This window comes from Marinobacterium nitratireducens (assembly GCF_014645375.1).
In the GTDB taxonomy this organism is placed as follows: domain Bacteria; phylum Pseudomonadota; class Gammaproteobacteria; order Pseudomonadales; family Balneatricaceae; genus Marinobacterium_A; species Marinobacterium_A nitratireducens.
This window is the reverse complement of record NZ_BMLT01000003.1, coordinates 461,150-474,507: the sequence shown is the minus strand read 5'-3', so window position 1 is coordinate 474,507 and position 13,358 is coordinate 461,150. Positions and strand designations below refer to the sequence as shown.

13 protein-coding genes and 2 tRNA genes (1 of these 15 cut by a window edge) are annotated in these 13,358 nt (G+C 62.5%); 11 read left to right on the top strand and 4 right to left on the bottom strand.

Features of this window, described 5'->3' with window-relative positions:
* Nucleotides 1-62 precede the first annotated feature (62 nt).
* The 3 genes from IEX85_RS07860 to IEX85_RS07850 all read left to right on the top strand — a co-directional run bounded on the left by IEX85_RS07860 (nt 63) and on the right by IEX85_RS07850 (nt 2,390).
* Complete coding sequence (locus tag IEX85_RS07860; RefSeq protein WP_188860026.1) at nt 63-764, top strand: CoA transferase subunit A; 702 nt, start codon at nt 63-65, stop codon at nt 762-764.
* A gap of 65 nt (nt 765-829) precedes the next feature.
* On the top strand, nt 830-1,486 hold the full coding sequence (locus tag IEX85_RS07855) for a CoA transferase subunit B (RefSeq protein WP_188860025.1): 657 nt from the start codon (nt 830-832) through the stop codon (nt 1,484-1,486).
* Between the two features lie 469 nt (nt 1,487-1,955).
* On the top strand, nt 1,956-2,390 hold the full coding sequence (locus tag IEX85_RS07850) for a DUF3775 domain-containing protein (protein ID WP_188860024.1): 435 nt from the start codon (nt 1,956-1,958) through the stop codon (nt 2,388-2,390).
* Nucleotides 2,391-2,401: 11 nt separating this feature from the next.
* On the opposite strand, the gene IEX85_RS07845 is transcribed toward IEX85_RS07850, so the two are convergent.
* The 3 genes from IEX85_RS07845 to IEX85_RS07835 form a co-directional block, all read right to left on the bottom strand.
* The gene (locus IEX85_RS07845; RefSeq protein WP_188860023.1) at nt 2,402-2,731 is read right to left on the bottom strand and encodes a hypothetical protein; all 330 of its coding nucleotides are present in this window, start codon (nt 2,729-2,731) and stop codon (nt 2,402-2,404) included.
* A 299-nt stretch (nt 2,732-3,030) separates the two neighbouring features.
* Nucleotides 3,031-3,735: a response regulator transcription factor gene (locus IEX85_RS07840; protein ID WP_188860022.1), complete on the bottom strand. Its 705-nt coding sequence runs from the start codon at nt 3,733-3,735 to the stop codon at nt 3,031-3,033.
* A gap of 120 nt (nt 3,736-3,855) precedes the next feature.
* The gene (locus IEX85_RS07835) at nt 3,856-6,681 is read right to left on the bottom strand and encodes a cache domain-containing protein (RefSeq protein WP_188860021.1); all 2,826 of its coding nucleotides are present in this window, start codon (nt 6,679-6,681) and stop codon (nt 3,856-3,858) included.
* A 171-nt stretch (nt 6,682-6,852) separates the two neighbouring features.
* On the opposite strand from IEX85_RS07835, the gene IEX85_RS07830 reads away from it, so the two are divergent.
* The 6 genes from IEX85_RS07830 to IEX85_RS07805 all read left to right on the top strand — a co-directional run bounded on the left by IEX85_RS07830 (nt 6,853) and on the right by IEX85_RS07805 (nt 12,373).
* Nucleotides 6,853-7,671, top strand: a complete 819-nt coding sequence (locus IEX85_RS07830) for an ABC transporter ATP-binding protein (RefSeq protein ID WP_188860020.1) — start codon at nt 6,853-6,855, stop codon at nt 7,669-7,671.
* A complete protein-coding gene (locus IEX85_RS07825; protein ID WP_229721831.1) occupies nt 7,668-8,429 on the top strand; it encodes an ABC transporter ATP-binding protein in 762 nt (253 codons plus the stop codon). The genes IEX85_RS07830 and IEX85_RS07825 overlap by 4 nt, the downstream gene beginning before the upstream one ends.
* 179 nt (nt 8,430-8,608) lie before the next feature.
* On the top strand, nt 8,609-9,823 hold the full coding sequence (locus tag IEX85_RS07820) for an ABC transporter substrate-binding protein (protein WP_188860019.1): 1,215 nt from the start codon (nt 8,609-8,611) through the stop codon (nt 9,821-9,823).
* 62 nt (nt 9,824-9,885) lie between these two features.
* Nucleotides 9,886-10,773 (top strand): branched-chain amino acid ABC transporter permease, encoded by an 888-nt coding sequence (locus IEX85_RS07815; protein ID WP_188860018.1) that lies wholly within the window; start codon nt 9,886-9,888, stop codon nt 10,771-10,773.
* A 14-nt stretch (nt 10,774-10,787) separates the two neighbouring features.
* The gene (locus IEX85_RS07810; RefSeq protein WP_188860017.1) at nt 10,788-11,711 is read left to right on the top strand and encodes a branched-chain amino acid ABC transporter permease; all 924 of its coding nucleotides are present in this window, start codon (nt 10,788-10,790) and stop codon (nt 11,709-11,711) included.
* A 104-nt stretch (nt 11,712-11,815) separates the two neighbouring features.
* On the top strand, nt 11,816-12,373 hold the full coding sequence (locus tag IEX85_RS07805; RefSeq protein WP_188860016.1) for an acyl-CoA thioesterase: 558 nt from the start codon (nt 11,816-11,818) through the stop codon (nt 12,371-12,373).
* Between the two features lies 1 nt (nt 12,374).
* On the opposite strand, the gene IEX85_RS07800 is transcribed toward IEX85_RS07805, so the two are convergent.
* Complete coding sequence (locus IEX85_RS07800; protein ID WP_188860015.1) at nt 12,375-13,100, bottom strand: hypothetical protein; 726 nt, start codon at nt 13,098-13,100, stop codon at nt 12,375-12,377.
* Nucleotides 13,101-13,238: 138 nt separating this feature from the next.
* Between IEX85_RS07800 and IEX85_RS07795 the strand changes: the two genes are divergently transcribed.
* Both IEX85_RS07795 and IEX85_RS07790 read left to right on the top strand, forming a co-directional pair.
* Nucleotides 13,239-13,314: transfer RNA gene (locus IEX85_RS07795), tRNA-Glu, on the top strand.
* A 10-nt stretch (nt 13,315-13,324) separates the two neighbouring features.
* A tRNA-Gly gene (locus tag IEX85_RS07790) sits at nt 13,325-13,358 on the top strand (it continues 48 nt past the right edge of the window).

Genomic DNA, 13,358 nt, shown 5'->3' with positions numbered 1-13,358 from the left:
ATATATCCCTCTGGTGCATACTTTCCAACACGGGTTTCAAGATAATAACGAGGAGTGGCGAGATGTCTGGTTTCGACAAAGTCGTGAGCAGTTACGAAGAGGCGATGGCAGGCCTCGAAGACGGTATGACGGTAATCGCCGGAGGCTTCGGCCTTTGTGGTATTCCGGAAAACCTGATCGCGCAGATCAAGCGCATGGGCGTCAAGGACCTGACCGTGGTGTCGAACAACTGCGGCGTCGATGGCTTCGGTCTCGGTATCCTGCTGGAGGACAAGCAGATCCGCAAGATGGTTTCGTCCTACGTTGGTGAAAACGCCCTGTTCGAAAAGCAACTGCTCGATGGCGAGCTGGAAGTCGAGCTGACCCCACAGGGTACCCTGGCCGAAAAAATGCGCGCTGGCGGTGCCGGCATCCCGGCCTTCTTCACGGCCACCGGCTTCGGCACGCCGATTGCCGAAGGCAAGGACGTTCGCGAGTTCAACGGCCGCTCCTACATTCTGGAAGAATCCATCACCGGTGACTTTGCCATCGTCAAGGGCTGGAAAGCCGACCGTTACGGCAATGTCATCTATCGTCACACTGCCCAGAACTTCAACCCGATGGCGGCGACCGCCGGCAAGATCACCGTGGTCGAAGTCGAGGAAATCGTCGAGCCCGGCGAACTGGATCCGACCCAGATTCACACCCCGGGTATCTACGTCGACCGTCTTATCCTCGGCAGCTTCGAAAAGCGCATCGAGCAGCGCACCGTACGTACGGTCTAAGCGCACAGGTTGAAAACTATTCAGCGAACGCCCGAGGGCTTTCGCACCGGAACAGAGGCAGAATCATGGCACTTTCCCGCGAACAGATTGCAATGCGCGTAGCGCGCGAACTCAAGGACGGTTTCTACGTCAACCTCGGTATCGGCATCCCGACGCTGGTGGCCAACTACGTACCCGAAGGCATGGAGGTCATGCTGCAGTCCGAAAACGGCCTGCTGGGCATGGGCGCCTTCCCGACCGAAGACGAAATCGATGCCGACCTGATCAATGCCGGCAAGCAGACCGTGACCACCATTGCCGGGGCCTCGATCTTCTCGTCCGCCGAATCCTTCGCGATGATCCGCGGCGGCCACGTCGACCTGACCGTGCTTGGCGCCTTCGAGGTGGACGTGCAGGGCAATATCGCTTCCTGGATGATTCCGGGCAAGCTGATCAAGGGTATGGGCGGTGCCATGGACCTGGTGGCCGGTGCGGACAATATCATCGTCACCATGACCCATGCCTCCAAGCACGGCGAATCCAAATTGCTCGAGCGCTGCTCGCTGCCGCTGACCGGTGCCGGCTGCATCAAGAAGGTACTGACCGATCTGGCGTGGCTTGAGATCGAAGATGGCGCTTTCATCCTGCGCGAGCGCGCGCCGGGTGTTTCGGTCGAGGAAATCGTCTCCAAGACCGCCGGCAAGCTGATCGTGCCCGATCACGTACCGGAAATGCAGTTTTAAACCGATTTTTTTTTGTGGTAGCGGCGTCTCGCCCGGACACCCGCCAACAGACATTACTCCGACCCTTGTCCTTAGTCGATACCAGCCGGACGGATTCCGCCGGCTGGTTTTTTTTGTTCTTCGCAGATTAGCCTGAATCCAGGGGCCAAAGGTAGTATGGGTGGGGCCGCATTGGCACACTTTTTAGCGCTTTCAGCGAGGCTGACGCGGCGCAACCCATCAATGAGTTGGCGACCTGCATAGTGCCGAACCGACGCCCAAGATGGGTTGCACGACGCCCTTGCCGCATCAGAGTCTTATACGCCGTACCGAGGCGTCGCTCCACCCATCCTACGATTGATAACCTCCCGAAGAAGCTTCCAGTATCCCGTCACCCGTCACCCGTCACCCGTCACCCGTCACCCGTCACCCGTCACCCGGTAATGCCTATACTTTGGGCAGTGCACATCCGCTTGGGAGGTGGCCTGTCATGCTGAACATCAACCCGGAAACCGTGTGCCAGATCATACAACTGGCACGAGAATTCCACGCCAAGGAAGAGGTTGTGATCCCGGAGACACCGGACAGCCCGGCCGACGACTGGGGCCTGCAGGTACTGGCCGATCACAGCGGCGATTTGAGCTACCAGTTCACCCGGGACCTGATCGCGGAACTCGAACTGGATCAGCAGGTGACGCTGGTGGCTCTGATGTGGCTCGGGCGCGGGGATTTCGGCGACGATGACTGGAAAGAAGCGCTGATGACGGCGCTGGATGAGCGCTCGCCGCATACCGCCGAGTATCTGCTGTCGACGCCGCTGGTGGCGGACTATCTGGAAGAAGGATTGCGCGTGCACGGTTACGGCTGCGAAGAGCCGGAAGACCTGCGCGGCTACGGTATCAATCGCGACTCCGGGTCGGACTGAAGGAAAGGGCGTTACTTGTCGATCCAGACGACGCGCAGCGGCTCGCCGAAATCGTCGTAGATCACCTGCTTCTTCGGCCTGCGTCGGCGACCCTGTGCCGAAGCCTGCGCGCGCGACGTCTTCGCCTTGCGGCGCGCGTCGATAGCGGCCAGTACCTCGGGCACGGCGGTACGGGTCTGTTTCGGTTCGCTCAGCGTGAACGCCTGTTTGCCGAAAGCGCCGTTGACCAGACCGGTCTCGCCCTGTTCGACACGGGTGATGGTGCCGCCCTTGTTGAGGTATTCGGCGGTCAGACGTTCCAGCTCGCGATGCTGTTCGGCTTTACTTGGACGCTTGATCATCGGGCCATTGTGCCAAAAGCCTGGACAAAAAGTAACCGGTAATCGGTAAGTGGTAATCGGTACGTCACGCAGGCTGCAGTTGAGCGCAGCGAAGCGCACCGTTTCACGTGAGTTTTGCCAAGCGCACTGCCGGCCGACAGCAATCGATCTGTACTGCGATCGATATCGCGGGTTTCGCGATGCCCTGAAACCGGTGCCGGCGTGAAAGCCGTTGCGATGCATCGCTCTCCCCACCCTCCGGTTCGTGGTTTCGGGAGGGTTGGGGGGCGGGGCCTTTGGGTGTCACCCGTCACCCTTGATCAGCTCCAGCTTACGTCGGCGGCGAGCATGTACCCGGCGCCGTAGATCGTCTTGATGATGCAGGGGTTCTTCGGGTTCTGTTCGATCTTCTTGCGGATGCGGGACATGCGTACGTCGATGCTGCGGTCGAACGGGTCGACGTGGTCGCCCAGCAGTTGTTCGCGTGAGAGGATCTGCTTCGGTGCCCGCAGCAGGCTCGACAGCAGCCGGGCTTCGGAGGTGCTGAGCACTTCGGGCTCGCCGTCCTGGCGGGTCAGCGTCAGGGTGGCGGGGTTGAAGGTCCAGCCGGCGAAGGAGGCCTGGCGCGGGGTGTCCGGGGCACTGGTATCGCCCGGCGACAGCCGGCGCAGCAGGCTGTTGGCCCGGGCCACGAGTTCCCGCGGCTCGAACGGCTTGGTGATGTAATCGTCGGCGCCGAGTTCCAGGCCGAGCACGCGATCAGGCGTGCTGTCCCGTCCGGACAGTATCATGATGCCGATACCCTGATGGGCGCAGATCTGGCGTACCAGTTCCATACCGTCCATGTCGGGCAGGCCGAGATCGACGATGCACAGGTCAGGCAGACGTTCCCGGATGGCGCGCGCCGCCTGGTTGCCGTTGGTGAACGAGCGGGTCTCGAAACCGAAACGGCGCAGCTCGTCGCAGACCAGCGTGCAGATATCGGCTTCGTCGTCGATCACGTAGATCAATCGGTTGTGTTTCACTTCGTACCGCGTCCTCTTGTTGTTCTTCTGCGCCCCAGGGTTCGCCCACAGAGTGGGCCCCTACGGATGGTGCTTGGCTCACGTAGGAGCTCGCTCCGCGAGCGAACCGTTCGATGATACCTAGAGCACCGCCCGCAACGCCTCCTTTTCGAACGGCTTGCGCAGCAGAGTAAAGTCGCTGGTATCGTCATCGTTCGCAGCCTGTTCATAGCTGTAGCCGCTGATCAGCACGATACGCGCCGCGGGGCTGCGTTCACGCAGCCTGCGCGCCAGGTCGAAGCCGTTGTACCGGCCCGGCATGACGATGTCCGACACCATGCCATACAGGCTGTCGAGGCCATCGATCAGCTGCAGGGCCTCGTCAGGACTCGCGGCCTCGATCACGCTGTAACCCAGCTCGACCAGCTGTTCGCGAACCACCGCACGTACGTCCGGGTCGTCGTCGACCAGCAGCATCAGTTCTTTGTCGCCGCTTTGTGATTCGGCGGGAGAGGGCGTCCGGTCTGGCAGTTGCGTTGCGGTCGAGGCAGGCAGCAGCAGCGACACCGACGAGCCCTGTCCCGGCGTGCTGTCGATGCGGATATAGCCGCAGGACTGCTTGACGAAGCCATAGACCATGCTGAGGCCGAGGCCCGAGCCCGCGCCGCCGGTCTTGGTGGTAAAGAACGGCTCGAACGCCTGCTGCGCCGCTTCCGGCGAAAAGCCGCAGCCGCTGTCGGTGACCCGGATCTCGACATAGTCCCCGGGCGCTACCGGCTCGTCGTAGTCGAGCGCTTTCGTGACACGGCGCCCCGTCGCTTCAAGGCTCAGGGTACCGCCATCCGGCATGGCGTCGCGGGCGTTGAGCGCCAGGTTGACCAGCGCATCCTCGAGCTGCCCGGCGTCGACGAAGGGGCGGGGCGCGCCGTCCTCGCAGCGGTACTCGATGTCGATGCCATTGGGCATCGGGCCTGCCAGCAACTCGACGACCTCGGTCAGCAGCTGCTGCGGGTCGACGCTGGAGGGCTTGAGCGGCTGGCGTCGGGAGAAGGCCAGCAGCCGGCTGGTGATATCGGCGCCGCGCCGGGTGGCGCGTATCGCCGGGTTGAGGTAGCGCAGCAGCGCCTCGTCGAGGGCCGGGTTGTCGCGCAGCGCCACCAGATTGCCGAGCAGTATCGACAGCAGGTTGTTGAAATCGTGAGCCAGGCCGCCGGCGAGCTGCCCGACGGCGCCCATGCGTTGCGCCTCGCTGAGACGGCGTTCGGCTTCCTTCTCGGCGGTGATGTCCAGCGACAGGTTCAGCAGACCATTGACCGCCTCGCCGCAGGAGTGGAAGGGAATCAGGATGCGCTTGGTGATGATCTCCCGGCCGTCGCGCTGAAAACGGTACTCGTAAACGGTCTTTTCGCCGCCGAGGGTGCGCCGGATCTGGTCACTGATATCGGCGTACATCCGCTCGCCCAGAATCTCGGAGGGGTGGCGCCCTACGATGGCCTCCTTGCTGCGCCCGAAGGCGTCGGCGTAGCCCTGGTTGACGAAGAGGTAGCGCAGGTTGCCGTCGAGGTAGGCGACCTGAGCGGGCAGGGCGTCGAGAATCAGCCGCTGACGTTCCTCGTGCAGACGCAGTTCCTGCTGTGTCAGCTGCAGTGAATCGACCGCCTCGAGCAGCCGGGCATTGGAGGTCTCAAGCGCGCGGGTGCGGGCCTGGACCTTGGCATCCAGGGTGTGGATGTTGCCGCGCAGCTGCTCCACCATGCGGTCGAAGGCGCGCGCCAGTACACCTAGCTCGTCGTCGCGGCGGATGCCGCTCTTGGCATCGAGTTCACCGTGGCTGACCCGCTCGGCGGTTTCCGACAGGCGCCGGACCGGGCGCGTGATCCAGTGCACGAAAATAAAGGTCAGCACGATCGCCGCCAGCAGCGCCAGGGTGGCCATGGTCAGGATACGGTCGGTGAGCATGGTGGAGCTGCTCTTGAGCTCGTCGACGTACACCGAGGAGCCGATATACCAGTCGAAGCCGGGCAGGTAGCGCACCAGCGACAGCTTGTCGTAGCTGTAGTTGCCGGGGTCTGCGGGCTTGTCCCACTTGTAGAACAGCTCCTCGCCGGTATCTGCAACCGCCATCAGTTCGCGTGCGATCGAGCCTTGCGTCACCGGATTGCGCAGCTCGAGGAAGTTGCTGCCGTCGAGGTTCGGGTTCGGGTGCACCAGCATGTTGCCGTCGCCGTCGAAGATGTAGAGGTAGCCGGTCTCGGCGATGCGCAGCTCCAAAAGACCTTCGCGCAGCTGCTGCAGCGCTTTCTGCGTCTGCGCCCGGACCTCGGCGTCGACGTCGTCGAGGTAAACGCCGGAGCCGATCACGAAGCCCCACTCGGGGTAGTTGCGCACGTAGGAAAACTTGTCGATCGCCTCGCCGCCGCCCAGGCGATGCCACTTGTAGCGGTAAAAGCCCTCGCCTTCGCGGATGGCGAGTTCCAGGATAGGCGGAATGATGGCGTTGCCGTCGCGATCCCGTACGCCGGACGAATCGCTGCCGTGCAGTGCAGGATCCGGGTGGGACAGCAGCACGGCATCGTAGTCGGCGATCCAGACATAGTCGTCGGCGCCGTAGGTGAAGTTGCGCAGGCGCTCGAACAGTTCGGCCCTGGCCTGCGCTTCGTCGATTCGGCCCAGTTCGACCTCGCGGAACTTTTCGGCGACGTGCATCGCCGTGAGTTCGACCACCGCCTGCAGCCGCTGGCGGTGGGATTCCAGCGCCCTTGCCCGCGAGTCCTCGACATTGAAGTGCATCTGGTTGGCAAGCTCGAAAACGTTGTTCAGCGTGATGCGGCTGTTGTTGCGTTCGATCTCGAACACTTTCTGCTGGATCAGCGGCACCGAGTAGCTGTAGAAGGCGACGAAAATCGCCGCGATGATCATGGCGATCACGGCGAAGAAGCGGCGCGTGAGTTTCGAGGCGGGTAGCATGGTCGGCAGCGGATTTTGTTGTTATAGGGGATATCCCGTAGCCCTCTTTATACCGCAACCGGCGTAAAAAAACCTCGCCCCGTTACAATTCGTTAGATTTGCGACAAAGTCGGGCAACAGTCGTCCCTTACCTTGGTTCCGAGAACAACAATAAACCCACCGGGAACCAGCATGAGCCAGGACTTCATTCTCGAGACGAGAAACCTCGTCAAGGCGTTCAAGGGCTTCACCGCCGTGGACGACGTCAACCTGAAGATCGAGCGCGGCGCCATCCACGCGCTGATCGGTCCCAACGGTGCCGGCAAGACGACGGTCTTCAACCTGCTGACCAAGTATCTCACCCCAACCGACGGCTCGCTGCTATATAACGGCCGTGATATCACCGCGATGAAGCCCGCCGCCATCGCCCGGGCCGGCATTGTCCGTTCCTTTCAGATCTCCGCCGTATTTCCGCATCTGAGCGTGCTGGAAAACGTGCGCGTGGCGTTGCAGAGCCGCGAGGGCAACAGTTTCCACTTCTGGAAGCCGGTGAAGGTGCTCGACCGGCTCAACGACCGGGCGATGGAATTGCTGGCGGACGTCGGGCTCGCCGATTTCGCCTCGGCCCGCACCCTGGATCTGCCCTACGGGCGCAAACGGGCACTGGAAATCGCCACCACTCTGGCACTGGAACCGGAACTGATGCTGCTCGACGAGCCGACTCAGGGCATGGGGCACGAGGATGTCGAGGTGGTGGCCGATCTGATCAAGCGGGTGTCGGCCGGGCGCACCATCCTGATGGTCGAGCACAATCTCCAGGTCGTGTCCCGGCTGGCGGACCGGATTACCGTGCTGCAGCGCGGCGCGGTGCTGACCGAGGGCGATTACGCCACGGTGTCCGCCGATCCACGGGTGCGTGAAGCCTATCTCGGTGTCGCCGCTGACGAGCCGGCCGCGCCACAGAGTCGTCCCGCCAGTGTTGAAGCCCTTGCCCCGGAGGCCCGCGCATGACCAGTCTCAAACCCCATTTTGACCAGCAGGGCGTGGCCACCGGTGGCCGGAAGTCCCATCGCGAAAAGATACGCATCAGCGACCTGCACGCCTTTTACGGCGAGTCCCACATACTCCACGGCATCGATCTTAGGGTGCAGCAGGGCGAACTCGTCACGCTGCTCGGGCGCAACGGCTCGGGACGCTCCACCACCCTGCGCGCCATCATGAACATGGTCGGACGGCGCAGCGGCAGCATCGTCGTCAACGGCACCGAGACGATCGGTCTGCCGCCGCATCGCATCGCCCACCTTGGCCTGGGCTACTGCCCGGAAGAGCGGGGCATTTTCTCGAGTCTCAACGTCGAGGAAAACCTGCTGCTGCCGCCGCAGGTCCGTTCCGACGGCATGAGCGTCGAGGAGCTCTACGAGATGTTCCCGAACCTCCATGAGCGCCGTTACAGCCAGGGCACGCGGCTGTCGGGCGGCGAGCAGCAGATGCTGGCGCTGGCCAGGATCCTGCGTACCGGCGCCAATATCCTGCTGCTCGACGAAATCACCGAAGGGCTGGCGCCGGTCATCGTGCAGAAGCTCGGCGAGGTGTTGGTCAGGCTCAAGCAGCGCGGGCTCACCATCCTGCTGGTGGAGCAGAACTTCCGCTTCGCCGCGCCGATCGCCGACCGCCATTACGTGATGGAGCACGGCCATATCGTCGAGGAGGTCGCGGCCAACGAGCTCGAGGCCAAGACCGAGCTGCTCAATACCTACCTGGGGGTTTAGCGTCTCATGTGGGAGCCGCGCCTCGCGGCGAAAAAATCCGGTACTGGGGTAATTCGCGGCGAGGGAAGTGCCCTTAGGGTACGCCGCTCCCCCACACAAAAGACTTCGCGGCGAGGAAGTGCCCGTAAGTTTGGGTACGCCGCTCCAACAACACAACAAAAACAAATCGGAGTTACACCATGAAAGCAATGCAAAAGTCCCTGATGACCGCCGCCGTCGTTGCCGCCACCGCACTGTCCGGCGCGGCGCAGGCCGAAGGGATAAGCGACGACAAGGTCAAGATCGGCGTGCTCGCCGATATGGGCGGCGTCTATGCGGATATCTGCGGCCCGGGCTGCGTCACCGCGGTCGAGATGGCGGTGGAGGATTTCGGCGGCAGCGTGCTCGGCAAACCGATCGAGGTGATCAGCGCCGATGACCAGCTCAAGCCCGACGTGGGCTCGGCCAAGGTCCGTCAGTGGATCGAAAGCGAGCAGGTCGACACCGTGGCCGGGCTGGTTTCCTCCGCCGTGGTTGGCGCCGCCACCAAGGTGCTGACCGACAACAAGAAGATCGCGCTGATCTCCACCGCCGCGTCCAATGCCTTTACCACCTCCTCCTGCTCGCCGTACAACGTCCACTGGACCTACAACGTGACCGCCGTCGCCAACGGCACCGTCAAGCCGATGGTGCAGGCGGGCAAGAAGAAGTGGTTCTTCATCACCGCCGACTATGCCTTCGGCCACGCGCTTGAGAAGGTCGCCACCGACGTGGTCGAGCAGAATCAGGGTGAAGTGGTCGGCGCGGTGCGGGCACCGCTCGGCACCACTGACTTTTCGTCCTACGTACTGCAGGCGCAGGCTTCCGGCGCCGACGTGGTGGCGCTGGCCAACGCCGGTGCGGATACCGTGAACTCGCTTAAGACCGCGGCCGAGTTCGGCCTGACCCAGACCGCCGATGTGGCGGGCCTGCTGGTGTTCACGCCCAACGCCCAGGCGATGGATCCGTCGACCGCCGGCGGCATGACCCTGACCACCGGCTTCTACTGGGATTACGATGACGCCACCCGGGCCTGGAGCGCACGCTTCAAGGAACGCCACGGCGCCATTCCGGCGATGGGCCATGCCGGCGCCTACTCGATGACGATGCACTACCTCAAAGCGGTCGAGGCGGCCGGGACCGACGACTCCGACGCCGTGATGGCAAAGATGAAGGAAATGAAGCCGGACGATTTCTTCGCCCGCAACGCCACGCTGCGCGCCGACGGTCGTATGGTGCACGACATGTATACCGTCAAGATCAAGAATCCGGATGAGCGCCGCGACGGCGACGATATCTTCAAGGTGGTGGACGTCCTCGCCGGCGATCAGGTTTACGAGCCGATGCTGCCGGAATGCAATTTCGCCAAGTCATGAAGTGAGCCGGGCCCCGGTGGGTGCCGGGGCCGGTACGGCGTGTCTGTCTGTTGGGGAGTGCTATGGCGACTTTTCTCGGTATCAATCTGTTCGGCCTGTTCGGTCAGCTGCTGGTCGGGCTGATCAACGGTTCTTTCTACGCGCTGCTGAGCCTGGGGCTGGCGATCATCTTCGGCCTCCTGAAGATCATCAACTTCGCCCAGGGCGCGATGTACATGCTCGGCGCCTTCGGCGCCTGGCTGGCGCTGAATCATCTGGGGATCAACTACTGGGCGGCGCTGGTCCTGGTGCCGCTGGCGGTGGGGGCCATCGGGATTCTGCTCGAGCGGGTGCTGGTGCGGCCCATCGCTCATGAGGATCACCTTTACAGTCTGCTGCTGACATTCGGCATCGCGCTGATGCTGCAGGGGCTCTTTACCCACCTGTTTGGCTCCTCGGGTATGCCCTACGCGATTCCGGACGAGCTCAAGGGCGGCACCCGGTTGCCCTTCATGTACCTGCCGGACTACCGCGCCTGGATCATAGTGGCTTCGGCTGTGGTCTGCGGGGGGACCTGGTGGATGATCGAGAAAACGCGCCTCGGCGCCTACCTGCGCGCCGGCACCGAGAATCCGCAGCTGATGCAGGCCTTCGGCATCAACGTACCCCTGATGGTGACCCTGACCTTCGGCTTCGGCGTCGCGCTGGCGGGCTTTGCCGGCGTTATGGCCGCGCCGGTCTACTCGGTGTCGCCGGAAATGGGCTCCAATCTGCTGATCGTCGTGTTCGCCATTGTCGTCATCGGCGGCATGGGCTCGATCGGCGGCGCCATCCTGACCGGGCTCGGTATGGGCATCGTCGAGGGGCTGACCAAATATTTCTATCCGGAAGCGTCCACCACGGTGATCTTCCTGGTGATGGTGATCGTGCTGCTGCTAAAGCCGGCCGGTCTTTTCGGCAAGGAAGCCTGACGGGAGACGGGACCATGAACGACAAAAAACTTTACCTGGCACTCTTTATCCTGGCGCTGGCCGCCCCGGCGGTACTGTACCCGGTGTTCCTGATGAAGGTGCTGTGCTTCGCGCTCTTTGCCTGTGCTTTCAACCTGCTGCTGGGGTTCGCGGGCCTCCTGTCCTTCGGGCACGCCGCCTTCCTCGGGACCGGCGGCTATGTCACCGGATACCTGATGATCAACGCGGGGCTTACCCCGGAGCTCGGTATTCTTGCCGGAACCCTGGCCGCCGGGTTGCTCGGCGCCGTTTACGGCAAGCTCGCGGTGCGTCGCGAGGGTATCTACTTCGCCATGGTGACACTGGCGCTGGCTCAGCTGGCATTCTTCTTCTATCTGCAGGCGCCGTTTACCGGCGGCGAGGATGGCCTGCAGGGCGTGCCGCGCGGCGAGCTGTTCGGCTTTATCGACCTGTCGAACAATCTGGCGATGTACTACTTCGTGCTGGCGATCTTCGTTTTCGGCTTCTGGCTGATCCGGCGCACGGTGCACTCGCCGTTCGGCCAGGTGCTCAAGGCCATTCGCGAGAACGAGCCGCGCGCTATCTCGCTGGGCTACAACGTCAACGACTACAAGTGGCTGGCCTTCGTGATCTCGTCGGCGCTGGCGGGGCTCGCCGGTTCCACCAAGACGCTGGTGTTTCAGCTGGCGTCGCTCAACGACGTGCACTGGCACCTGTCCGGCGAAGTGGTGCTGATGACGCTGGTCGGCGGTATGGGCACGCTGCTGGGGCCGCTGGTTGGCGCTGGCGCCATCGTGACCATCCAGAACTATCTTTCGGGCGGCGAGCTCGGCAACTACATTCACATCATCCTCGGCGCCATCTTCGTGGTCTGCGTACTGGCGTTTCGCAGCGGCATCGTGGGGCAGTTCCAGAAGATGCTGAAACAGAACTTCTGAGTCGACCTCGGCCCTTTCGGCTCCGGCATCGGGGCCGTCTTTTTTCGTGCGTGCGCTGTGTTATCGTAAAGCACTTCCCAAACAGTGCTTTCAAGGATCAGCAGATGTCGGAGCATGAATTCAGAACGGTCAAGGCCTCACAGCAAGTGCTCAAGGAGCTGATGGTGCCGTCATACGCGAACTTTGGCGGCAAGGTGCACGGTGGGCAGATTCTTTCGCTGATGGACAAGATCGCCTACACCTGCGCGGCGACCCATGCCCGCTGCTACTGCGTCACGGCGTCGATCGACTCGGTGGATTTTCTCAACCCGGTGGAGGTCGGGGAACTGCTGACGCTGTACGCGTCCGTGAATTACGTCGGCAAGTCGTCGATGGAAATCGGCATCAAGGTGGTGTCCGAGGATTTCCACCAGGGTATCGTCAAGGAAACCAATACCTCCTACTTCACCATGGTGGCGGTCGACGAGAAGACCCGCAAGCCGGCGCCGGTACCGGGTCTGATCCTGGAAGACGACGCCGAAATCAAACGCTTCCTCGAAGGCAAGATGCGGCGCAAATTCAAGCAGCATTACAAGGAAGAGTTGCGCCAGGCGCGCAGGGAACTGGATATCGACAAGGAGCTGTGGCGTCTCGACGGCGAGAACTGCCGGCTTCAGCGCTGAGTCAAGGCGCCGGTGAATCGTCCTGATCGCCGGCTGCCGGATCGTCGCGCTCGGCGCGCTCGATCTGGGCTTCGACAGTTGCCAGGCGGGCTTGCAGGTTGGCGATCTGCTGTTCGGTATGCCCGCCCTTGATCGAGCGCAGTTTGCCGAGGCAGTTGCGGTACTGATGCACCGCGACCTGGGGGCCGCGCCCCGTTTCGATCTCGATAGCATCCAGGATCGACAGATCCACCGTCACGCGGTGATAGCCGCTCTTCACCTGTCGTATTGTCAGGCTTGCCGCCTGAGCGGACAGTTCCCCCCTGTCATGCTGCTGTTTGATGAACTGACCGAGTTCGCGTAGTTGCGCGCGGGCGCGTCGGGCGCTGTCGCGGTCCGGCATCAGGGTCAGCGAACCGGCGGGGAAGGGCGTCGCCGGCAAAGGCTGTGCCAGTTGCTGCTTGAACGCTTCCTGCTGAGCACGGTTCTCGGCCTTGTTTTCCAGCTTCAGCAGGCGATCCCAGAAACTGTTGATGGTGGCGCCGATGACCTGGCGGATCTCACTGGTCTGGAACTGCGGCGGCAGGCTCTCCAGCAGGTAGCTGGCGCGTCTGATATTCTCCCTGAGTGCCATCAGCTGCAGTCGACGCGCCTGCCGCTGGTTCTCGATCTGCTGTGCGACATAGGCCGCGACGGCCAGCGCCAGCACCCCGGCGAGTATCAGCAATCCGGTTTCAGTGGGGCTCACGGCTGCTCCTGAATCCGCTGGTGAAAAATGAAGCTGTTGATTTTATAGGAAAAAAACCTAAAAAAACCCTTGACGTACAAGGGCGGTCAGCCCTAATATACGCCCCGCATTTGGCGCTGAGCCAATTGCGGACAGTGTGTCCCGTTCGTCTAGTGGTCTAGGACACCGCCCTTTCACGGCGGTAACAGGGGTTCGAACCCCCTACGGGATGCCATTGCGGGAATAGCTCAGTTGGTAGAGCACGACCTTGCCAAGGTC

Bases quoted from the DNA above. Each gene is read 5' to 3' on its own strand.
- IEX85_RS07820 (WP_188860019.1), top strand. From the start codon at position 8,609: ATGAAAGCAATGCAAAAGTCCCTGATGACCGCCGCCGTCGTTGCCGCC.
- IEX85_RS07855 (WP_188860025.1), top strand. From the start codon at position 830: ATGGCACTTTCCCGCGAACAGATTGCAATGCGCGTAGCGCGCGAACTC.
- IEX85_RS07860 (WP_188860026.1), top strand. From the start codon at position 63: ATGTCTGGTTTCGACAAAGTCGTGAGCAGTTACGAAGAGGCGATGGCA.
- IEX85_RS07805 (WP_188860016.1), top strand. From the start codon at position 11,816: ATGTCGGAGCATGAATTCAGAACGGTCAAGGCCTCACAGCAAGTGCTC.
- IEX85_RS07815 (WP_188860018.1), top strand. From the start codon at position 9,886: ATGGCGACTTTTCTCGGTATCAATCTGTTCGGCCTGTTCGGTCAGCTG.
- IEX85_RS07810 (WP_188860017.1), top strand. From the start codon at position 10,788: ATGAACGACAAAAAACTTTACCTGGCACTCTTTATCCTGGCGCTGGCC.
- IEX85_RS07830 (WP_188860020.1), top strand. From the start codon at position 6,853: ATGAGCCAGGACTTCATTCTCGAGACGAGAAACCTCGTCAAGGCGTTC.
- IEX85_RS07845 (WP_188860023.1), bottom strand. From the start codon at position 2,731: ATGATCAAGCGTCCAAGTAAAGCCGAACAGCATCGCGAGCTGGAACGT.
- IEX85_RS07835 (WP_188860021.1), bottom strand. From the start codon at position 6,681: ATGCTACCCGCCTCGAAACTCACGCGCCGCTTCTTCGCCGTGATCGCC.
- IEX85_RS07850 (WP_188860024.1), top strand. From the start codon at position 1,956: ATGCTGAACATCAACCCGGAAACCGTGTGCCAGATCATACAACTGGCA.
- IEX85_RS07825 (WP_229721831.1), top strand. From the start codon at position 7,668: ATGACCAGTCTCAAACCCCATTTTGACCAGCAGGGCGTGGCCACCGGT.